The organism is Roseateles sp. NT4 (assembly GCF_051857475.1).
Lineage (GTDB): Bacteria > Pseudomonadota > Gammaproteobacteria > Burkholderiales > Burkholderiaceae_C > Pelomonas.
The window spans coordinates 890,005-910,357 of sequence record NZ_JBPZGZ010000001.1 but is presented as its reverse complement, the minus strand read 5'-3'; the positions used below and the strand labels follow the sequence as shown (position 1 = coordinate 910,357).

The window sequence follows — 20,353 nt, the reverse complement described above, 5'->3', positions numbered from 1 at the left end:
CTTGATCGCGATCACCCCGGCGCCGGCCGGCCCCTGCGTGGGCATTGGCTGGCGCCAGCCTCATTACGAGACCCTGCTGGCCGAGCGCCCCGCGCTCGGCTTCATCGAGGTCCACTCCGAGAATTTCTTTGCCGACGGCGGCATCACGCTGGCCGTGCTGGAAGCCGGCCGCGAAGCGTATGAGCTCAGCCTGCACGGCGTCGGCCTGGCCCTGGGGTCTGCCGCCGGCCTGGATGAAGCACATCTGGAGCGCCTGGCCCGCTTGGCCGCGCGCATGCAGCCGCGCTGGGTGTCCGACCATGCATGCTTTGCCCGCGTCGGCTCGGGCCTGCATGCGGCCGATCTGCTGCCCATCCCCTTCAACGACGAGTCGCTCGCGCTGATGGTGGCCCATGTGCAGCAGGTGCAGGAGCGCCTGGGCCGGCCGATGCTGGTCGAGAACATCAGCGCCTATGTCGGCTGGGCGGGTGACACCCTCGCCGAGCCCGAGTTCTTCAACGAATTGACGCGACGCAGCGGTTGCGGCCTGCTGCTGGACGTCAACAACCTCTTCGTCAACGCCCGCAACGACGGCCATGTCGCCGAGGCCGCCGCGGCCCAGGCCATGCGCTGGGTGGATGCCCTTCGCCCGGGCAGCGTCGGCGAGATCCACCTCGCCGGTCATTGCGAGCGCGAGGACGGCCTCGTCATCGACGACCACGGCAGCCGCGTGCGCGATGAGGTCTGGCGCGTCTACGCACACGCCCAGCAGCGCCTCGGCCCGCTGCCGACGCTGATCGAATGGGACACCGCCGTGCCCGAACTCGGCGTGCTGCTGGCCGAAGCCGGGCGGGCGAGGGCGCTGCAGCCATGAAGGCCGATCAGCAGGCCTTCGTCGACGCGCTGCTGGGCCGCGGCGCCGCGCCTGCCGGTCTGACCGGCAGCCAGCGTGGCCTGGCCGCTTATCGCAACAACATCCAGGCACTGTCGGCCCAGGCCCTGGCCGTGCCGTTTGCGCGCCTGCGCGAGGAACTCGGCGAGGACGAATTCGCGTCGCTGGCCTGGACCTTCTGGCGCGTCCACCCGCCGGAGAGCGGCGACCTCGGGCGGTGGGGCGGGATGCTGGCCGGCTTTCTGGTCGAGCGCGCCGGCGAGGCCTCGGGCCTGCCCGACCTGGCGCGCCTGGACTGGGCCCTGCACCAGGCCGAGCGCGCCGAAGATGCCGCACTGGATGCCGAATCCCTGGCATTGCTGGGCAGCCATGCGCCGGACACCCTGTGGTTGCAGCTGCGCCCTGGCGTGAGCCTGCTGGCCCAGACCGAGGGCGCCGTCCTCGTCTGGCGCCAGGGCTGGCGCGGGCAGTCCCAGGCTCTCGCGGACTTGGATGCCGTCTTCGTGCGGGCCGTGCTGGACGGGGTGAATCTTGCCGAGGCGCTGGAAGCGGCGGCAGTGAAAGGTTCCGGCGCCGAAACCGACTTCGACTTCGCCGCCTGGCTGCAAGCCGCGCTGCAGAACGCCTGGCTGCAAGGGGTCAGGGCGACGCCACCGAACCGGACCACGACATCCTCATGAAAACTCTGATCTCCGCCACCCTGCGTGCCTTCACCGACCCCGGCCTGCAGCCGACCCGCCTGCCGGCACCGCTGGACACGCTGGTGAGCCATCTGCAGTCGCTGGCCCTGCTGGCGGCGCGCCTGTATGTGGCCAAGGTCTTCTTCATGTCCGGCCTGGTCAAGCTGCACGATTGGTCGGCCACGCTGGCCCTGTTCAACGACTACTACCAGGTGCCGCTGCTGCCGCCGACGCTGGCGGCCTATATGGGCGCTGGGGGCGAACTGGTGATTCCCGTGTTGCTGGTGCTCGGCCTGGCGGGCCGCTTCGCGGGTGCCGGCCTGTTTGTCGTCAACCTGATGGCCGCCTTGTCCCTGCCGGCCGAAGACCTGTCGCCCGCCGGTGAGTTCCAGCACATCCTGTGGGGCGTGCTGGCCCTGGTCATCGCGCTGTGGGGCGCGGGCCGCTGGTCTGTCGATCGCCTGCTTTTCAAGCCGGCCGCCGGCCGCTCGCACTGACTGATACCGCACTGTAAGAATCCGCCACATCTGGAAACGATGTAGCGGCCGGGTTTGTCCTAGTCTGGCGGACAGTTGGTAACGGTCCGTCCATGGAATTCTCAGAGCTGTTCACGCAGAGCGCGCGCGACGTGCTGCCACACGCCCGCAGCAAGGGGTTGGTCGCCTATTTCGACTACCGTGGCCCCCGCCTCGAGCTTCACGAGCCCGGCCCCTATCTACGGGCGGGCATCCACCGCATCCTGCTTGGCATCGTCGACTGTTTCGAGTCGGGCTTCGTCATGTTCAGCGCGGAAGTCCAGCCGCCGGTGTACGGCCGCAGCAGCATCGTCATCCACGCGGCGGGCACCGGGGTGACCCGACCTGGCGATGTGCTGGGCGTGCTGCAGCGCCTGCATCTGGTTGCCGAAGACGCTGTCGAGACCCAGGATCTGGTAGCACGGGCGGAAGCCCCGTGTCCGGCCACCGCCGGCCTGGTCCAGTTCGTCGACGCCGGGCCCGACGGCCTGGTCATCTCCCTGAGCGGCGAGGTCGCGGCGGAGGACGTCGCCTTTGAACACTCGCCTGACGCCGCCGGCAGCGTGGCATGGCTGGTCAGCGCTTTACCCGGTGAGCTGGATTCGGTCGAGACGCGGTTGCGGCAGATGGGCTGGCATGTGATGTCGTTCGGATCGCTGGAAGACGCCGCTGCGGCGACCGTGGCCGGACTGGCGCCGATGCTGATGATCGTCGCGGAGCAGGGCGGCGAGGACCTGCCGCTTCTGGAACAAGTCGCGCAGGCCTTGCCCAGCCTCTGGACGGTGCTGGCCGTGGTCCTGGGCTCCGATACGCTGCGCATGCGCGGCCGCGGCCCGGTCGACATCCGGGTGTTGCCGCTCAGCCCGCTGGAGCTGGAGCGATTCACCGCCCATGTCGACGAGCGGACCTCGACGGCGCTGTCGCGGCTGACGTCGCCGACGCCGCTGTACGTCCAGGAAAGCCGCCGTGTGCTCGTCGTCGACGACAACCTGGTGAACCAGATCGTGGCGCGCGGCCAGCTCGAGGCCCTGGGCTACGAGGTGGTGGTTGCCGCCGACGGCATCGAGGCGCTCGACTCCTGCTGCGACGAGCCGCCCGACATGGTGCTGATGGACGTGGACATGCCGGTCATGGACGGGCTGGAGGCCAGCGAGCACCTGAGGTCCTTGCAGCGCATCGGCACCTTGCCGCCGTTTCCCATCGTCGCGGCGACGTCCGGCGACAGCGAATTGCGCCGCAGCCTGTGCCTGAGCGCCGGCATGGACGGCTACCTCAGCAAGCCCATGAATCTGCAGGCCCTGGCCGAAGAATTGCACCGGGTGCTGCCGGGACGGCCCACCCCGGCGGAGATCTGACGCCCGCTACTCGCGCGGGCGGAAGGTCAGGATCAGCACCGGCGGCACGCGGCCGTCCACGTCGCGGGGCAGGGTCTCGGCCTTTTCGATGGCGCGCAGCACGGCGCGATCCCAGTCGGCATCGGGACTGGCCTTGAGGACCTTGCTGCCCAGGATGCGGCCATCGGGGCCGAGCGTGACCTGGATCTCGGCCGTCGGATTGGCGTTGCCGTCGTCGGCATAGATGATGAGCGGCCGGATCTTGCCCTTGATGCGTCCCGCATAGCCGGCCGAAGGTGCCGAGTTCTGCGTGCCGGTGCCTGTCGAGTTGGGCTGGCCGCCCGCCATGCCCTGGATGCGGCGCAGGTTCTCCTGGCGCTGGGCTTCGCGCTTGGCGTCAGCGTCCTTGGCTTCCTTCGCCTCTTTGGCGTCCTTGGTCGCCTTTTCGTCCTTGAGCTTCTTGGTGCGCTCCTGCTCTTCCTTGGCCGCTTTGTCCTTCGCGGCCTTGTCCTTGGCTTCCTGTTCCTTGGCCGCCTTTTCCTTTTCCAGGCGCTCGAGCCTTGCCGCTTCGTCGCGGGCCTTCTCCTCCTTGCGCTTCTTCTCCTTGGCGATGGCGATGTCGGCCTCGCGCTGCTGCTCGGCGGCAGCCTCTTCGGCCGCGCGCTGCTGGGCGCGCGTATCGGGCTTGGGCGCTTCGGGTTCTGGCTCGGGCGGGGCTTCCTCGCGCGGCGCGGCGGTCTGGGGAATGGACGACCACAGCTCGGCCTCGAAGGCCGGCGAGGAGTCGCTGTGCCAGTTCAGGCCGTAGCTGAGGGCAAGGATGAGCAGGCCATGGGCGACCAGGGCCAGCGTCAGGCCACGGCCGAGGCCGGCCGACTCAGGAGGACGCAGGACGGCGGCGGCGGAATTCACTTCGAGGAGGCACCACTCTTCACGGCCAGACCGACGCGCTGGATGCCGGCACGCTGCAGCGTGTCCATGACCTGCACGACGGCCTCGTACTTGACGTTCTTGTCGGCCGAGATGACGACGGGACTGTTGGCATCCTTGCCCTGGGCCTTCTTGACGCGCTCGGCCAGGCGATTGACCGGGATGGACTCGGGCTCGAGCTGGTCGACCTTGATCTTGAGCTTCTCGTCGGTGCCGACGATGACCTGGATGACGTGCTCGGGCTGCTGGCGGCTCTTGCCCACGCTAGGCAGGTCGACGAGGCCGGTCGTGATCAGCGGCGCGCTGACCATGAAGATGATGAGCAGCACCAGCATCACGTCGATGAAGGGGACCATGTTGATCTCGTTCATCGTGCGGCGCCGGCGGCCGCCCCGGGAGGAGATGGCAGCCATCAGTGTTGCGTCGCGTTGCGCTGCAGGATGTTGGAGAACTCCTCGATGAAGGTCTCCAGCGTGATCGCGCTGCGGTCGATCTGGCGCGCGAAGCGGTTGTAGGCCAGCACGGCGGGAATGGCGGCGAATAGGCCGATGGCCGTCGCCACCAGGGCTTCGGCGATGCCGGGCGCGACGGTGGCCAGCGTGACCTGCGTCAGGTTGGACAGGCCGACGAAGGCGTGCATGATCCCCCAGATGGTGCCGAACAGGCCCACATAGGGCGAGACCGAGCCGACCGAGGCGAGGAAGGACAGGTTGTGTTCCATCGCGTCGAGTTCGCGCTGAAAGCTGGCCCGCATCGCGCGGCGGGCGGCGTCGAGCAGGGCGCCCGAGTCGGTCACGCGCTTCTCGCGCAGCTTCAGGAACTCGCGCATGCCGGAGGCGAAGATGCGTTCCAGCGGCGCGCCGTCGGTGCGGTTGCCCACCGACTGGTAGAGGTCGTTGAGGTTCTTGCCGCTCCAGAACTCGGCCTCGAAGGCGTCGTTGCGGCGCTTGATCTGGCCCAGGCCGATCAGCTTGCCGAAGATGACGCTCCAGCTCGCCAGCGACACCAGCAGCAGGCCGGCAATGACAAGCTGCACCGCGAAGCTGGCGTGCAGGATCAGGGAGACGATGGACAGGTCTTGGTTCATGCGGTGATCGCTGCGACGACCGAGTCGGGCAGGCGTTGGGGTTTCAGGTCGTCGGCGCGCACGCAGCCGATGCGGATCTCGCCTTCGCACAGCAGCGTGTCGCCACGCAGGGCGCGCTGGCGCACGACGAGGCTGGCGCGGCCCGCGGGTTGGGGTTCGACGGTGACGGTCAGCAGGTCATCCAGCTTGGCCGGCGCCAGATAGCGCAGGCTGGTGCCGGCGACGACGAAGATGACGCCGGTCTCCTCGCGCAGCTGGTGCTGCTCGACGCCGGCCGCGCGCAGCCACTCGGTGCGGGCCCGTTCGAAGAACTTCAGGTAGTTGGCGTAGAAGACGATGCCGCCGGCGTCGGTGTCTTCCCAATACACCCGGATGGGGAACTGGAATTCGCTCACACGAGCACCTCGCGCAGGCGGGCGACGGCCTCTTGAAGGTCCTCGATCGACGAGGCGAAGGACAGGCGCATCCAGCGCTGCGGGTCGGACAGGCCGAAGTCGCGGCCGGGCGTCAGCGCGACCTGGGCGCTTTTCAGCAGCTCGTGGGCAAAGGCCCAGCTGTCGGCGTGGAAGCGGCTGATGTCCATCCAGGCATAGAAAGCGCCGTCGGGCGGCACGGGCACGGTCAGACCGAGGTCGTTGAGCGCCGGCACGATGAAGTCGCGGCGTTGCTTCAGCACGGCGCGGCGGCGCTCGAACTCGGCGATGGACTCGGGCTCGAAGCAGGCCAGGGCCGCTTTCTGGGCCAGCGTGGACGGGCAGATGTAGAGGTTCTGGGCCAGGCGTTCGATGGCAGGCACGAGGACAGGGGGCAGCACCAGCCAGCCCAGGCGCCAGCCCGTCATGCCGAAGTATTTGGAGAAGCTGTTGACCGAGACGATGTCCTCGCCTGCTCCAGGTAACCCCAGGGCACTGTGGCCGAAGTGTTCCTCGTAGCTCAGCGGCAGATAGATCTCGTCGACGACGGTGACACCGCCCTGGCTGCGGATGAAACCCACCATGTCGGCCAGAACCTCGGGCGCGATCGACGTGCCGGTCGGGTTGCTCGGCGAAGCCAGCAGCACGCCGCGCGTCGCGAGCGTCCACGCCTCACGCACCTGGGCGGCATCGAGCTGGAAGCGTTCGGCGGCACCAGTGGGCAGCAGTCGCGGCGTCGCGTCCGCGGTCGTCACGAAGTGGCGGTTGCATGGGTAGCATGGGTCGGGCATCAACACCTCGTCGCCGCGCTCGAAGAGGGCAAGGCAGGCGAGTTGCAGGGCGGCTGAGGCGCCGGCAGTGACGGCGATGCGGGAGGGCGAGATGTCCAGGCCGAAGCGCTGGGCATACCAGCGCGAAATCGCTTCGCGCAGCGCGGGCAGGCCGAGGGCGTCGGTGTAGGGCGTTGGGCCCTGGGCGACGTGGGCGACGGCCTCGCGCACGGCAGGCGCGGCACCGAAGTCGGGTTCGCCGATATTCAGGCGGATCATGCGCCGGCCGCCCTGGGCCGGATCGCACAACGGCCCGGCCGCGACCTGGGCCGCGGCCTTGGCCAGCTCCATCACATAGAAGGGCTCGATGCGGTCGAGCCGGGCGGCCAACTTCACGGCGCGATCAACGCTTGGCAGCGATCTCGAGCGGGCGCAGATCGACAGCCGCGCGGTCCAGCACGCCGTTCACATACTTGTGGCCGTCGGTGCCACCGAAGGACTTGGCCAGCTCGACCGCCTCGTTGATGGCGACCTTGTAGGGGATGTCGAGGCAGTGCTTGAGCTCGTAGGCGCCGATCATCAGGATGGCGTGCTCGATGGGGGACAGCTCCGTCGTCTTGCGGTCGACGTGGCGGGACAGGATGGCGTCCAGGTCGGCCGCCTCGTTGACGCAGCCCCCCAGCAAGGCGTCGTAATGCTTGACGTCGAGCTTGGCATAGCCTTCCTGCTCGCGGCCCAGGGCCACGATGGCGCCGATGTCCTCGCCAGTCAGCAACCACTGGTAGAGGCCCTGGACGGCGGCTTCGCGCGAGCGGCGGCGCGCCGACTTGACGGGGGCACGCTTGGCACCAGGCTTGGCGGCCGTCTTGGATGCGGTCTTTTGCGGTGCGTTCACTCGATCTCTTTCAACAGATTGGCCATCTCGACGGCGACGCGGGCGGCGTCGCGGCCCTTGGGTTCGGCGCGGGCCCAGGCCTGGGCTTCGTTCTCGACGGTCAGGATGGCGTTCGCGATCGGAATGCCATGGTCCAGGCCGACACGGGTCACGGCCGAGCCGCTCTCGTTGGCGACCAGTTCGAAATGGTAGGTCTCGCCGCGGATGATGCAGCCCAGGGCAATCAAGGCGTCGTAGTCATTGCTCTCGGCCAGGGCCTGCAGGGCCAGCGGCACCTCCAGCGCACCCGGCACGGTGATGTGGCGGATGGCTTCGGTCGGCACGCCCAGCACCGACAGCTCGGCCAGGCAGGCGCTGGCCAGCGACGACGTGATGGCGTCGTTGAAGCGCGCCTGGACGATGGCAATCGTCAGTTCGCTGCCGTCGAGGGCACCCTCGAAACTCGGCAGGCCTTGTTCGGAATCTTGCATCGCGGGCCTTTCGGGTCAGCAGTTGGGAGGGGCCAGAAAGCCCGTCACTTCGAGGCCGTAGCCCGTCATGCTGGGCATGCGGCGCGGGCTGCCGAGCAGCTTCATGCGGTGCACGCCGAGCGACTTCAGGATCTGGGCGCCGACGCCATAGGTGCGCAGGTCCATCGCGCCCTTGGTGGGCGGCGCAGCCTTTTCGGCTTGCACGCGGGCCAGCACGCCGGCGGCGTCTTCGCCACAGTTCAGCAGCACGACGACACCACCCGCGCTCGCCTTCACTGCGCCGAGCGCTGCGGGCAGGCCCCAGGAGTGGCCGCAAGAGCCGGCTTCCAGCAGGTCCATGACCGACAGCGGCTCGTGCACGCGCACCAGCACCTCGCTGTCCGCCGTCCACTCACCGTGGCTCAGTGCCAGGTGGGTGCCGCCGGTGCGGTCGGTGAAGATCTGGCAGTCGAACTCGCCCTGGGCCGTGGTCAGGCGGCGCTGGGCGACGCGCGTGATGAGGCTCTCGTTGCGGCTGCGATATTCGATCAGGTCGGCGATGGTGCCGATCTTCAGGCCATGCTCGGCGGCGAAGACCTCCAGGTCCGGCAGGCGGGCCATGGTGCCGTCGTCCTTCATGATCTCGCAGATGACCGAGGTGGACGAGAGGCCGGCCATGCGGGCCAGGTCGCAACCCGCTTCGGTATGGCCGGCGCGCATCAGCACGCCGCCGTCCTGGGCCTGCAGCGGGAAGATGTGGCCGGGCTGGACCAGGTCGCTGGCCTTGGCATCCGGCGCGACAGCGGCCTGCACGGTGCGGGCCCGGTCGGCGGCCGAGATGCCGGTGGTGACGCCGGTGGCCGCCTCGATGGACACGGTGAAGGCGGTGCCATGCTGGGTGCCATTGCGGCGCGTCATCGGCGGCAGCTGCAGGCGCTCGCAATGCTCGCGCGGCAGGGTCAGGCAGATCAGGCCGCGGCCGTACTTGGCCATGAAGTTGATGGCCTCGGGCGTGACCAGATCGGCCGCCAGCACGAGATCGCCTTCGTTTTCGCGGTCTTCCTCGTCGACCAGGATGACCATGCGGCCGGCGGCCAGCTCGGCCACCAGCTCGGGAATGGGGGAGATGGGCATAGCCGGCGATTGTAGGTGGCGACCCTAGCGGCTTGTGCCGCGTGGGGTGTTACTTGGGCCGCAGCCGAAGACGAAGATCCTGGCCAATCGGTGTGGCTTCGATGAAGCGCCAGCGCCGGGCTGCATCCAGGCCGGTCAAGGCCGCCAGATCGGCGAGCGGCCGGCCCGCGCCGATCAGTATCGGTGCCTGGTAGATCAGCAGCTCATCGACCAGACTGGCGTCGAGGAAGGCACCGGACAGCGTCGGGCCGGCTTCGACATGCAGTTCATTGATGCCCTGGCCGCCCAGTTCGACCATCAGCGCCGCAAGATCGGGCCGGCCCGGGCCGATGACCCGCGTTTCACCGGGCGGCTGCAGGATGCGCGCGCCGGCCGGCATGCGGCCCTGCGGGTCGAGCACGAGGCGCAGCGGCTGGCGGGCTGTCGGCACCAGGCGCACATCCATGCGCGGGTCGTCGGCCAGCACCGTGCCGATACCGGTCAGCACGGCGCCGGCACGGCGGCGCCAGGCATGGCCGTCGGCACGCGCCGCTTCGCCGGTGATCCACTGGCTGCGCCCATCGGACAGGGCGGTGCGCCCGTCGAGGGAAATGGCCGACTTCAGCCGCACAAAGGGCCGGCCGCGCCGCATGCGCGAGAAAAAGCCGATATTGAGCTCGCTGGCGGCCTCGGCGGTTGCCGCGTCGGCCAGTTCGACCTGCAGGCCGGCTGCTCTCAAGCGCGCCAGGCCCTGGCCGGCGACCTGGGGATTGGGGTCTTCGACGGCCACCACGACGCGGGCGATGCCGGCGGCGATCAGCGCATCGCAGCAAGGTGGCGTGCGGCCATGGTGGGAGCAGGGCTCCAGGGTCACGATCGCGGTGGCGCCGCGCACGTCATGGCCGCGGGCTGCCGCATCACGCAGGGCCATCACTTCGGCATGCGCCTGCCCGGCGGGTTGGGTGTGGCCAGCGCCGAGCTCCCGGCCATCGGCCGCCAGGATGACGCAGCCGACGCGGGGGTTGGGATCGGTGAGGCCGATGGCCTGCTCGGCCAGGGAAAGCGCTTGCCGCAGCGCCGCTGTGATGGCGGGCGAATTCATGCCCGCAGTCTAGCCAGGGCTCAGGGCTGCAGTTGCAGCGTCGAATAGTCGGCGAACACCCCGGCACCGGGGCTCGCCGCGGGTGCCGGCGGGCATCCGACGTCGCCACGCACGACCAGGAAGTTCTGGTGTGTCAGCGAACCCGCGACCCGGGCATACACGGCCGGATGTTCCTCGTTCTCCAGGGCCTTCCAGTCCGCCGTGTAGATGCCGCCGCTGGCGTTGTAGTCGGCGCTGTAGCGGCAGACACGGTACTCGGCCGACGTTGTGCCCAGGCTGACCCCGGTCAGCACCAGCTTGCCCGACCAGGTGGGCCGCGAACCGGAGGCTGCCGTGTCGGGCGGATAGACGATGCAGTGGTAGTTCACGAACTGGGCGCCGGCCGGGCCGCCCGGCGAACCGCTGAAGCAATCGGGCAGATGGGCGCCCGCGGGCGCCGTCGCGGTGAAGCCGTCCAGCACCATGCCGCCGCCATTCATCACGGGCATGCCCTGGGCATCGAGACGAGGCAGAAAGTAGCTGCCATCCACGAGGCTCAGGCCCACGGGGATGGCGGCGGCTTCCGGCGCGGTCGGACTGGCCGGGTTGGTGCGGGAAAAGCGGATCGAGCCGCTCAGCAGATAGCCGACGGTGTTGTTCTTGCAGGACTCCACGTCGGCGGCCGTCAGCGCCGAGACCGGCGTGCCGGCCGGGATGGTGCATTTGCCGGTGATGGCGCCGCTCAGGTTGTTGAAGATCCAGACCACCGGACCCAGGCCACTCGGGCGGAAGGCGCTGATCTTGTCATCGAGTTGTTTGGCGCCGGCGGGGACGGCAGGGCTGCGCGCCGAGGGCAGGGTCACGGCAGCCGCGGGCGGCGCAAAACCGACGGCACCGCTGAAGAGCGGGTCGACGCCCGCGATGATGGTGTCGAGGTTGATGAATTGCGGGCCGCCGCTGCGGTCGGCCCAGCTGACGTTCACGCGCACCTGCATCGCCTGGACTCCGGCCACAGGGGTGACCGTCCGCTGCACGGTGTAGGTCGTGTTGGCGTCAGGAGGCGTCACCGGCACCGGTGCTTGGCTGGTGAGAAGGGCATAGGCCACGGCACTCGCCGGCGTCGTGGCGGTGATGTTCAACACCGAGAAATTCCTCGCGGTGGCCATGGCAGCCTGTGCAATCCGCATGGCCTCGCTGCGCTGCCTGGCCACGTCGGCACCGAGGCGCAAATGGCTCATCAAGCCGACCAGGGCGAGCATGCCGAAGGACATCACCAGCAAGGCGATCAGAGCCTCGACCAGTGTGACACCGCGCTGAAGCCGCGGCGCCAGGCGCGAAGGCAGGACAGGGAGCGTCTGGAGCATGGCAGGCCTGTTTCAGTGGAGGGTGGCGTCGATCCAGCCGCCGGACACCCGCGCATAGCTGCCCACGCGGTTGCGCAGCTCGTCGGCAATGGCCTGCTGGTAGAGGATGTCCATATGCCCGGTCGCGACCATGTCGCCTTGCACCACGACCATGCCGGTGACTTGCGAGGTCAGCCCGCCGTTGTTGGTCCATGCCAGGCTGCCCAGGACCACCAACATGCCGTTCAACTGCATGGGGCCGGTGATGGCCACGGGGCCATAGACGACGATCACCACCGGAGCGGCCGGCGTGCCGATGATCACGTTGCTGCCGATGGCCATGGCCCCTGGCACCGTCAGCATGCGCTGGCCGGCACTGACGGCGCTCACCAGGTTGGGCCCGCAATCGCCACTGTTGGGGCAGGCGACAACGCGTGCCGCGGGATGGCTCTGGTAGCGGGCCGGGCGCATGCCCATGAAATTGCGAAAGAAGCGCGCGTTGTCTTCGTCGCTCGTGGACAGCCTCGACAGGTAGTCGTCCGCAAAGAGGCCGGCCTGGCTGGGCGGCGTGCCCGGCACGCTGTCCAGGCGGGCAGGGCTCAAGGCGGGCGTCGGCGACGGGCCTCCGGACACCACCAGCACGCCGCCGGAGCGCGGGTCCGTGTTGTGCAGGCCGAGGTCAAGAACGCCGGTCGTCGTCAGGCTGCCCTTGACCGTGAGTGGCGCGGCGGGCGACGACGGCACGGCGCTGATGAAGGCGATCGCCGCATGTTGCACGGCCATGGCCGTGGCGGTCTGGCTGCGGGCCTCGGCAGGACCGGCATAGCAGTTGTCGACACTGCTGTCCGAGCAGCCATAGCTGCTCGCCACAAAGCTGCCGTAGCGCTGGTCCGTGTCCGTACCCAGGGCGACTCCGACGCTGGGGACGAGGCTGCCACTCAGCGCCGTGCTGGGTTGCGCCGTTCTCGTGCTGGGCGCGGGACAGCGGCAAACCAGGCCGGTGGGCGTCTCGGCGCAGTCGACCGCAAGGTCGGTGCGTGTTGCCAGCCGGGTCGTCGTGGCCCGGTCCACGGCTGAGACATCCAGGTAGCGATTGACGAAACGTGTTCCGCCTGCCGCAACCGGAGCGCAGCTGTTGTTGATGGCGCCGCCATTCAACATCGCCACGGTCCAGTCCAGCCCGCCTTCGGCCATTTCCTGCGCCAGGCTGGCGCGGTAGTAGCTGCCGGCGATGCGCTGTTCGAACATCAGGATGCGGTTGGCATAGGCGGCCAGCAGGCCCATGACGAGAAACAACACCAGGACCACGACCAGCGTGGTGACACCACGCTGCGGCCAGGATGGGGGCATGAGAACTTGCTTCATGGTCCGGGGGGCGTTGCGGGTGGAGGGGCCGGCGCTGCCGCTGAAGGGCATGCGCCGCTGATGGCGTCCGCGCGGATCTTTTCGCTGACGTTCAAGGTGCGCCGGACCCTGCTGTCCGACCTGGCGACCGCCGTGATCGTGAAGTTGACCAGGCGCACGGCTTGGGTCGGACAGGTGCCGGCCGCCGTGCAGGACGGATCGCAGAGGTCGTCCAGCGGCACGTTCAGCGTCGCGACATTGGCGCTGAAGTGCTGGACCAGGACCAGGTCCGGGTCCGTGATGGGCTGCCAGTTGGGCTGGCCGTTGCTCATGCCGAGCTGGAGGTACAGCGCCTTGGTGCTGCTGTTCCAGCGGATGCCGAACTGCTCGTTGCTGGCCACGACATTGCTCGCATTGATCGCCGTGGTGCCCGGGACGGTTCTCGCGTAACGGTAATAGAACTCGTCGCCAGCCGGGTTCGCCGAGGCCGCCGTGTAGGGGCTGGAGGCCGCTTCCTTGGCTGGAATGGCGCCTGCGCCGCGCTCGGGCTCCCACACGCCACTGGCGGGTACGCCGCGATAGCCGGCGCGGCGCAGATCCCGCTGCAGCAGTTCCGCGGTGACGCGCAGGTCCTGCTGCAGCTGCACTTCCAGCATCAGCCGGCGGTGTTCGTTGATCTGCTGGGTGGCCACCAGGGCGGCCCCGGCCGTGACGATCAATCCGACCGTGACGCCGACCATCAGTTCAACGAGGCTCACACCCCGCTGGACACGGTGGGCGCGGCCCAGCCCCACGCTCAAAGCTCGAGATGACCCGTTCATGGCTACCTCGGCCAGCATTCGCTGGTGGTCTCCCGATCCGTGCCGCTGTGGCCGGGATCGCCGGTCGCGGTGTAGCTGGAGCTTGCACCCAGCAGCGTCACGACCAGGGTCTTGCAGGTGATGTCGCGCGCCTGCTTGCCGCCCGCGAGCGGCCGTGCCGTCGCGACGTAGCCGACCTCGAAGCTGGCGGCCGGACCCACGCCTGCCAAGGTGATTTCATAGGCGGGGGCGATGCGGGCGATGTTCACGCCCAGGGCGGCCACGTTGTCCGCATAGGCGCTGGCATTGCTGCGAAAACGCTCCTGGGCCTGCATGACCGCGGTCAGCGCCGCGATGGCGTCGGCGCGACGGCCGCGCTGCATCTGCGCGGTATAGGCCGGATAGGCCAGGGTGGCGAGGATGCCGGCGACGACCAGCGTCACCATCAACTCGATCAGGCTGAAACCTCGATGCAGACAACGCGAGCAGTTGCGCATGGCAGAAGTCCTGGTTGGCGCGGCACGGCGGCCGCGGCGACACGAGCCGGGAACCGGAGGATCAGGCGCACTTCGGCAGGGCGCCGAACTTGCTGCCCACGGCACAGCTGCGGACCCGGCCGGTGATGGCCACGACCTGACGGATGGCCCGGCCACCGTTCAGGCTGAGTTCGATGCTGCCCGTCTGCGTGACCAGACCCTGGCGGTGCTGGAACTCCAGCGTTTCTGCGTTGCTGCTGATCTGCACCGGCTGCGTCGTGGGCAGCCATTCGGCCTTGAGGACCTGGCTGGTGGACTGGCGGCACACGGCCTGGCCACCGGCGCAGTCGCAGTCGTCGCGGCTGCCGATGTACATCACGTAGCAGGCATTGGCGCCCTTGCCGCTGATGCGGAAGTAGACCGACTCGCTCATGCGTGCGGCCTCGCTGCGGGCCAGGCGCAAGTCGCCGGCCAGGCCCTCCGCGGCGGCGCGCAGCTTCTGGTCCTGGTGCAGCTGTCCCATCGCCGGCACCGCCTGGCCGAGCAGGGCGGCGCTGATGCCGACGCTGGCACAGAGTTCGACCAGCGTGAACCCACGGTTTTTGCGGCGGGCGGTGGCGATGCGGTTCATGGCGGCTCCCTGGGTTCGTTGTGTGAACGAACTCTAGAAAGCGCCAACCGCGGCGTCTTTCCTCCTTTTGGCGGAACGGAGGGGGATGGAGAGGGAGGCCTCCCCCCGAGCTCCCACCAAAGGGGGATAGGGTCGTCCCGGGGTCAGATCTCGCGGATCAGCTGCCGGAACTCGTCGACGTCTTCGAAGCTGCGATAGACGGACGCAAAGCGCACATAGGCCACCTTGTCGATGCGCTTCAACTCGCGCATGACCAGTTCGCCCAGGCGGGTGGAGGCGATTTCGCGGGCGCCGCTGGCGAGCAGCTTTTCCTCGATGCGGTTGATGGCCGCGTCGATCTGCTCGACGCTGACCGGCCGCTTGCGCAGGGCCAGCTGCATGGAAGCACGCAGCTTGGTGGCATCGAAATCGGCGCGCCGCCCATCCTTCTTGACGACCGAGGGCAGGGCGATGTCCGGCCGCTCATAGGTCGTGAAGCGCTTGTCGCAGGACAGGCAGCGGCGCCGGCGCCGGACGACGTCGCCCTCATCCGATTCCCGGGTCTCGGCGACCTGGGTCTCGGTGTGAGAGCAGAACGGGCAGCGCATGGGGCTTGCTTAACCGCGGTAGACGGGGAAGGCGGACGTCAGCTTGGCGACCTTCTCGCGCACGGCGGCCAGGTTGGCCTCGTCGTGGGGCTTGTCCAGCACGTCGGCGATCAGGTGGGCCGTCTGGCGCACCTGTTCTTCCTTGAAACCGCGCGTCGTCATGGCCGGCGTACCCAGGCGGATGCCGCTGGTGACCATGGGCTTTTGCGGGTCGTTGGGGATGCCGTTCTTGTTGCAGGTCATGTGGGCGGCGCCCAGGATGGCCTCGGCTTCCTTGCCGGTCAGGCCCTTGGGACGCAGGTCCACCAGCATGACGTGGCTCTCGGTGCCGCCGGAGACGATGCGCAGGCCGCGCTCGATCAGCGTGTCGGCCAACACCTTGGCGTTCTTGACGACCTGCTCCTGGTAGGCCTTGAACTCGGGCGTCAGGGCTTCCTTGAAGGCAACGGCCTTGCCGGCGATGACGTGCATCAACGGGCCACCCTGGATGCCGGGGAAGATGGCCGAGTTGATCTTCTTGGCGATGTCTTCCTTGTTCGTCAGGATGATGCCGCCGCGCGGGCCGCGCAGGCTCTTGTGCGTGGTGGACGTGACGACGTCGGCGTGGGGCAGGGGATTCGGGTAGACGCCCGCGGCGATCAGGCCGGCGTAGTGGGCCATGTCGACCATGAAGTAGGCGCCGATCTCCTTGGCGATCTTGCCGAAGCGCTCGAAGTCGATGCGCAGGGAGTAGGCGGAGGCGCCGGCGATGATGAGCTTGGGCTTCTTCTCGCGGGCCAGGGCTTCCATGGCGTCGTAGTCGATCTCTTCCTTGGCGTTGAGGCCATAGGAGATGACGTTGAACCACTTGCCGCTCATGTTCAGGGCCATGCCGTGGGTCAGGTGGCCGCCTTCGGCCAGGCTCATGCCCATGATGGTGTCGCCGGGCTGCAGCAGCGCGAAGAAGGCGCCCTGGTTGGCCTGCGAGCCCGAGTTGGCCTGCACATTGGCGTATTCGGCGCCGAAGAGTTGCTTCAGGCGGTCGATGGCGAGCTGCTCGACGACGTCGACGTACTCGCAGCCACCGTAGTAGCGCTTGCCGGGGTAGCCCTCGGCGTACTTGTTGGTCAGCTGGCTGCCCTGGGCCTGCATGACGGCCGGCGAGGTGTAGTTCTCGCTGGCGATCAGTTCGATGTGGTCTTCCTGGCGGCGGTTTTCGTTCTGGACGGCGGTCCAGAGCTCGGGGTCGACCAGGGCGAGAGTGGAGGTGTTGCGGTCAAACATGCTGGTGTTCCGAAGGTCAGGCGGTGAATCCCCGGCGCCCACGAGCGAGCGTGAGGCCAGGGCTGCCCAGGCGAACGGCTGAAAGCGGTCAGGACAACCGCCTCACGCTCCCCGGTGGTGGCCCACCTCGGGTCAGCTCGTGACCCTGATCGCCAGTCGCGTGAACACCCAGTGTATGCCAGCGGCGGCGCCTAGCGCAGCAGAGCCACTTGTGCCGAGTCGCCCGTCGAGGGGGCAGAGGCCGCCTCACGCACCAGCGGGCGGACGGTCGTCATCGTCGGCACGGTGCGGCCGGCGGCAACCGCCTTCAGCATTTCATGCTCGGACAGCACGCGGGCGGCATAGCCCGTGTCCTCGGCCAGGTTGGCGGCGCCGACGTAGTAGCGCAGGCCTTCTTCCAGGCCGCCGGCGCGCTGGATGCATTCCTTCAGCACCTGCACGCCAACGCGCAGGTTGGTCACCGGATCGAAGGCCGCCAGCGTGCCGCCAAAAGCCTCGTACTTGTCGTCATGGACGCGGGTCATGACCTGCATCAGCCCCTGGGCGCCGACGGAACTCTGGGCAAAAGGGTTGAAGCGCGACTCGATGGCCATGATGGCCAGGATCAGCGTCGGCTCGACCTTGGCGCGCTGGCCCACGGCCCAGGCTTCCTGCACAAGGCGGCTGATGGGCTCGGGTGCCACGCTGTAGCGGCGCGCCAGCCAGTGGGCAACGGCGGCCTGCTGGCGGCTCAGTTCGCGGGGGTCCGTGGCGGTGGCACGGGCGATGGCATCCGGCTCGGCCGCGGCCATCAGCGTGCTGCCCTCGGCTTCCGCGCGGGCTTCCTGGCGGGCGCTCAGCCAGCCGAGGGTGGCGGATTCCAGCTTTTCGCGCAGGCCAGCCTGGCTCGTGAACACCAGCAGCACCGACACCACGGCCAGCCCGACGAGGGCCAGCGTGTTGTGGCTGACCACCAGCAGGCCGTTGCCGATGTCCTTCACGAACAGCGACGCCGAATCCCGCGTGTGGCGAGCCAGGCTGAACAGGTCTTGACGTGTCGTCATGCGACTCCTTGTGTCGCGGCCCGCCTCAGGCTGCCTCGGTGTGAGGCGGTCTGGGTGGGGCGACGGTGATAATTTCCCGGCCGATTGCTTTGGTCTGTGGCATCTCTGTGCCCGGAGGACCCGGTCGGTTGGGTTTCAGTACAAACCCGAAGCGGCGAATTTTACGGGTCGAAGATAACCAGTCAAGGTTGTTTGGGCTCTTCAAAACTACTTTTGGTTATGAAATACAGCGATCTGAGGGACTTCATCGCCGGCCTGGAAGGCCTCGGGGAGCTCAAGCGCGTGCGCGAAAAAGTCTCGCCGGTGCTGGAGATGACGGCCCTCAGCGACCGGGTCTTGCGGGCCGGCGGACCGGCCCTGTTGTTCGAAGCGCCAGACGGGTATTCCACCCCCGCCTTGACCAATCTTTTCGGGACAACGCGTCGCGTCGCACTCGGCATGGGCGCTGAGTCTCTGGCCGATTTGCGGGATGTCGGACGGGTGCTGGCCAGCCTCAAGGAACCCGATCCGCCCAAGGGGCTGAAGGATGCCGGCAAGCTGCTGCAGATGGCCAAGGCGCTGTGGGACATGAAGCCCGCCGTGCAGCGCCGCGCGCCCTGCCAGGAAGAGGTCTTTGAAGGCAGCGACATCGACCTCGGCCGCCTGCCCATCCAGACCTGCTGGCCGGACGATGCAGCCCCCCTGATCACGTGGGGTCTGGTCATCACCCGGGGCCCGACGCGGACCCGCCAGAACCTCGGCATCTACCGCCAGCAGCTGGTTTCGCGCAACCAGGTCATCATGCGCTGGCTGGCGCACCGCGGTGGTGCATTGGATTTCAGAGACTTCTCTCTAACCCACCCGGGCGAGCCGTTTCCCATCGCCGTGGCCCTGGGTGCCGACCCTGCCACCATCCTCGGTGCCGTCACACCCGTGCCGGACAGCCTGTCGGAGTACCAGTTCGCCGGCCTGCTGCGCGGTTCGCGGACCGAACTGGTCAACACGGGCGTCGGCAAAGGCCAGCCGCTGCAGGCGCCGGCCTCGGCCGAGATCGTGCTGGAGGGCCACATCCCGCCCGCCCTTGCTGGTTTCACCGGCACCAGCGAGCACGGCGTGCCTCTGAAAGAGAAGGGCGGCTATCTGCATGCGCTGGAAGGGCCGTTTGGCGACCACACCGGCTATTACAACGAGCAGGACTGGTTCCCCGTCTTCGAGATCACGCGCCTGACCCAGCGCAAGAACCCCATCTACCACTCGACCTACACCGGCAAGCCGCCGGACGAGCCGGCCATCCTGGGCGTGGCCCTCAACGAGGTCTTCGTGCCCATCCTGCAGAAGCAGTTTCCGGAGATCGTCGACTTCTACCTGCCGCCCGAGGGCTGCAGCTACCGCATGGCCGTCGTGTCCATCAAGAAGGCCTACCCGGGCCATGCCAAGCGGCTGATGTTCGGCATCTGGAGCTTCCTGCGCCAGTTCATGTACACGAAGTTCATCGTTGTCGTGGACGACGACATCGACACGCGCAACTGGCAGGAAGTGATCTGGGCCATCACGACCCGCATGGACCCGGTGCGCGACACCACGCTGGTGGACAACACCCCCATCGACTACCTCGACTTCGCCTCGCCCGTCAGTGGCCTGGGCGGCAAGATGGGGCTGGACGCCACCAACAAATGGCCCGGCGAAACCTCCCGCGAATGGGGCCGCGGCATCACCCTGCCGGCCGAGGTCACAAAGCGTGCCGAGGCGCTATTCGGGCAACTCTTCTTGAAGCCCTGAGGGCGCTCGCCTACTGTTGCAATGCCTTTTCAGGCACAACCTCTGGCGCAATCCCTTGCGCGCCAGGAGCCCTTCGGCAAATCGCCGTGGAGCTTCAAGGTGGCATCGCCACCCACCCCGCCCGGCCTTCAAGCCCGGCGGGGTTTCTATTTCTAGCGGCCTGCCCACCAGGCCAGGGTTTCGTAGACCACGTAGCGAACGCGCGCGAAGCCTTCGACGGACGGGCACCAATCATCGAAGCCCCCCAGCGCGTCCTCACGCAGGCCAACCGGGGCCGACAGTATGGTCATGCCCAGCGGCGCTGCCTCGGTCTCGAAGGCGCGCACGGCGCGGCGCATATGGGTTTCATGGGTCACGAGCACGACCTGTTTGACGCCCGAAGCCGCCAGCAAGGGCAGGGTGTGGGCGGCGTTCTCACGCGTATCGCGCGAACTGGCCTCTGCCCACCGCAGCGGCAGGCCATAGTCCTGGGCCGCCACGCGGCTGATGATGGCAGCCTCGGGCTCGCGCAGTTCCGTGGCCGTCCAGCCAATACCGCCCGAAAAGGCGAGCGGCCAGCCGCTGCGCCTGGCCAGCCAAACGCCATAGGCCAGGCGCTCGGCCGTGATGGGGCTGGGCGCACCGGCGCCGAATTCCGGCGCATGGCGCTTCACGCCGCCGCCCAGCACGAGCACCGCGCCATCCTGGCGGCCACGCAGTGCATCGACCCGATCCGGCGCAAGGGCCGTCGGCAGCCCGACGGCGCGGCTCAGCAATTCGCCGGCCGCCTCGGTTCCCGACAGCCAGATGCCGGCAATCGCCAGCCCCAGCAGTGCTGCGCCGAAGCGCCGGCCTCGCCGGAGTCGCCATCCGCCCCAGGCAGCCAGCCACAACAGGGGCATGGGGGGCAGGGCGGCGGCGAGCAACAGAGTCTTGAAGCCTGAATAGTCAAGGGAGATCACGTCGGCATCATCGCCGACCCCAATAATGT

The 20,353-nt window shown here is 68.3% G+C and carries 23 protein-coding genes and 1 riboswitch; of the genes, 5 read left to right on the top strand and 18 right to left on the bottom strand.

The features are described 5' to 3' along the window. Window position 1 precedes the first annotated feature (1 nt). From bufB to ACS5PN_RS04305, 4 genes are all read left to right on the top strand, one after another. Entirely contained in the window at window positions 2-853 is an 852-nt protein-coding gene (gene bufB, locus ACS5PN_RS04320; protein WP_439462704.1) for an MNIO family bufferin maturase, read from the top strand. Continuing rightward, window positions 850-1,551 (top strand): HvfC/BufC family peptide modification chaperone, encoded by a 702-nt coding sequence (locus tag ACS5PN_RS04315; RefSeq protein ID WP_439462703.1) that lies wholly within the window; start codon window positions 850-852, stop codon window positions 1,549-1,551. The genes bufB and ACS5PN_RS04315 overlap by 4 nt, the downstream gene beginning before the upstream one ends. Further along, window positions 1,548-2,048 carry a DoxX family protein gene (locus ACS5PN_RS04310; protein ID WP_439462702.1) on the top strand — a complete coding sequence of 167 codons (501 nt, stop codon included), beginning with the start codon at window positions 1,548-1,550 and terminating at the stop codon, window positions 2,046-2,048. Before ACS5PN_RS04315 ends, ACS5PN_RS04310 begins: the two co-directional genes overlap by 4 nt. Window positions 2,049-2,140: 92 nt before the next feature. After that, window positions 2,141-3,421: a response regulator gene (locus tag ACS5PN_RS04305; protein WP_439462701.1), complete on the top strand. Its 1,281-nt coding sequence runs from the start codon at window positions 2,141-2,143 to the stop codon at window positions 3,419-3,421. Window positions 3,422-3,427: 6 nt separating this feature from the next. On the opposite strand, the gene tolA is transcribed toward ACS5PN_RS04305, so the two are convergent. The 17 genes from tolA to ACS5PN_RS04220 form a co-directional block, all read right to left on the bottom strand. Continuing rightward, entirely contained in the window at window positions 3,428-4,312 is an 885-nt protein-coding gene (gene tolA / locus ACS5PN_RS04300) for a cell envelope integrity protein TolA (protein ID WP_439462700.1), read from the bottom strand. Further along, a complete protein-coding gene (gene tolR / locus ACS5PN_RS04295; RefSeq protein ID WP_439462699.1) occupies window positions 4,309-4,743 on the bottom strand; it encodes a protein TolR in 435 nt (144 codons plus the stop codon). The genes tolA and tolR overlap by 4 nt, the downstream gene beginning before the upstream one ends. Then, window positions 4,743-5,417 carry a protein TolQ gene (tolQ, locus tag ACS5PN_RS04290; RefSeq protein WP_439462698.1) on the bottom strand — a complete coding sequence of 225 codons (675 nt, stop codon included), beginning with the start codon at window positions 5,415-5,417 and terminating at the stop codon, window positions 4,743-4,745. Before tolQ ends, tolR begins: the two co-directional genes overlap by 1 nt. After that, on the bottom strand, window positions 5,414-5,812 hold the full coding sequence (gene ybgC / locus ACS5PN_RS04285) for a tol-pal system-associated acyl-CoA thioesterase (RefSeq protein WP_439462697.1): 399 nt from the start codon (window positions 5,810-5,812) through the stop codon (window positions 5,414-5,416). The genes tolQ and ybgC overlap by 4 nt, the downstream gene beginning before the upstream one ends. Beyond that, window positions 5,809-6,996, bottom strand: coding sequence for a pyridoxal phosphate-dependent aminotransferase (locus ACS5PN_RS04280; protein ID WP_439462696.1), 1,188 nt, complete (start codon window positions 6,994-6,996; stop codon window positions 5,809-5,811). The genes ybgC and ACS5PN_RS04280 overlap by 4 nt, the downstream gene beginning before the upstream one ends. Window positions 6,997-7,003: 7 nt before the next feature. After that, window positions 7,004-7,495: a transcription antitermination factor NusB gene (gene nusB, locus ACS5PN_RS04275; protein ID WP_439462695.1), complete on the bottom strand. Its 492-nt coding sequence runs from the start codon at window positions 7,493-7,495 to the stop codon at window positions 7,004-7,006. After that, complete coding sequence (ribH, locus tag ACS5PN_RS04270; protein WP_439462694.1) at window positions 7,492-7,965, bottom strand: 6,7-dimethyl-8-ribityllumazine synthase; 474 nt, start codon at window positions 7,963-7,965, stop codon at window positions 7,492-7,494. Before ribH ends, nusB begins: the two co-directional genes overlap by 4 nt. A gap of 15 nt (window positions 7,966-7,980) precedes the next feature. Beyond that, on the bottom strand, window positions 7,981-9,078 hold the full coding sequence (gene ribBA / locus ACS5PN_RS04265; protein ID WP_439462693.1) for a bifunctional 3,4-dihydroxy-2-butanone-4-phosphate synthase/GTP cyclohydrolase II: 1,098 nt from the start codon (window positions 9,076-9,078) through the stop codon (window positions 7,981-7,983). Window positions 9,079-9,127: 49 nt separating this feature from the next. Beyond that, entirely contained in the window at window positions 9,128-10,159 is a 1,032-nt protein-coding gene (gene ribD / locus ACS5PN_RS04260) for a bifunctional diaminohydroxyphosphoribosylaminopyrimidine deaminase/5-amino-6-(5-phosphoribosylamino)uracil reductase RibD (protein WP_439462692.1), read from the bottom strand. Window positions 10,160-10,179: 20 nt separating this feature from the next. Next, the gene (locus tag ACS5PN_RS04255; protein ID WP_439462691.1) at window positions 10,180-11,502 is read right to left on the bottom strand and encodes a type IV pilus modification PilV family protein; all 1,323 of its coding nucleotides are present in this window, start codon (window positions 11,500-11,502) and stop codon (window positions 10,180-10,182) included. 12 nt (window positions 11,503-11,514) lie between these two features. Next, window positions 11,515-12,831 carry a PilX N-terminal domain-containing pilus assembly protein gene (locus tag ACS5PN_RS04250; RefSeq protein ID WP_439462690.1) on the bottom strand — a complete coding sequence of 439 codons (1,317 nt, stop codon included), beginning with the start codon at window positions 12,829-12,831 and terminating at the stop codon, window positions 11,515-11,517. Between the two features lie 11 nt (window positions 12,832-12,842). Next, window positions 12,843-13,646, bottom strand: a complete 804-nt coding sequence (locus ACS5PN_RS04245) for a PilW family protein (RefSeq protein WP_439462689.1) — start codon at window positions 13,644-13,646, stop codon at window positions 12,843-12,845. Window positions 13,647-13,648: 2 nt separating this feature from the next. Then, window positions 13,649-14,122 carry a type IV pilin protein gene (locus ACS5PN_RS04240; RefSeq protein WP_439462688.1) on the bottom strand — a complete coding sequence of 158 codons (474 nt, stop codon included), beginning with the start codon at window positions 14,120-14,122 and terminating at the stop codon, window positions 13,649-13,651. Window positions 14,123-14,183: 61 nt separating this feature from the next. Then, window positions 14,184-14,732, bottom strand: a complete 549-nt coding sequence (locus ACS5PN_RS04235; RefSeq protein WP_439462687.1) for a GspH/FimT family pseudopilin — start codon at window positions 14,730-14,732, stop codon at window positions 14,184-14,186. Between the two features lie 143 nt (window positions 14,733-14,875). Further along, window positions 14,876-15,319 (bottom strand): transcriptional regulator NrdR, encoded by a 444-nt coding sequence (gene nrdR, locus ACS5PN_RS04230; protein WP_439462686.1) that lies wholly within the window; start codon window positions 15,317-15,319, stop codon window positions 14,876-14,878. A 9-nt stretch (window positions 15,320-15,328) separates the two neighbouring features. Next, entirely contained in the window at window positions 15,329-16,582 is a 1,254-nt protein-coding gene (glyA, locus tag ACS5PN_RS04225) for a serine hydroxymethyltransferase (protein ID WP_439462685.1), read from the bottom strand. Between the two features lie 57 nt (window positions 16,583-16,639). After that, window positions 16,640-16,752, bottom strand: a riboswitch (ZMP/ZTP riboswitch). A gap of 21 nt (window positions 16,753-16,773) precedes the next feature. Then, entirely contained in the window at window positions 16,774-17,625 is an 852-nt protein-coding gene (locus ACS5PN_RS04220) for a transglycosylase SLT domain-containing protein (protein ID WP_439462684.1), read from the bottom strand. A gap of 219 nt (window positions 17,626-17,844) precedes the next feature. Between ACS5PN_RS04220 and ubiD the strand changes: the two genes are divergently transcribed. Beyond that, a complete protein-coding gene (gene ubiD / locus ACS5PN_RS04215) occupies window positions 17,845-19,383 on the top strand; it encodes a 4-hydroxy-3-polyprenylbenzoate decarboxylase (protein ID WP_439462683.1) in 1,539 nt (512 codons plus the stop codon). 152 nt (window positions 19,384-19,535) lie between these two features. On the opposite strand, the gene ACS5PN_RS04210 is transcribed toward ubiD, so the two are convergent. Next, window positions 19,536-20,324, bottom strand: coding sequence for a YdcF family protein (locus ACS5PN_RS04210; protein WP_439462682.1), 789 nt, complete (start codon window positions 20,322-20,324; stop codon window positions 19,536-19,538). Window positions 20,325-20,353: the final 29 nt, after the last annotated feature.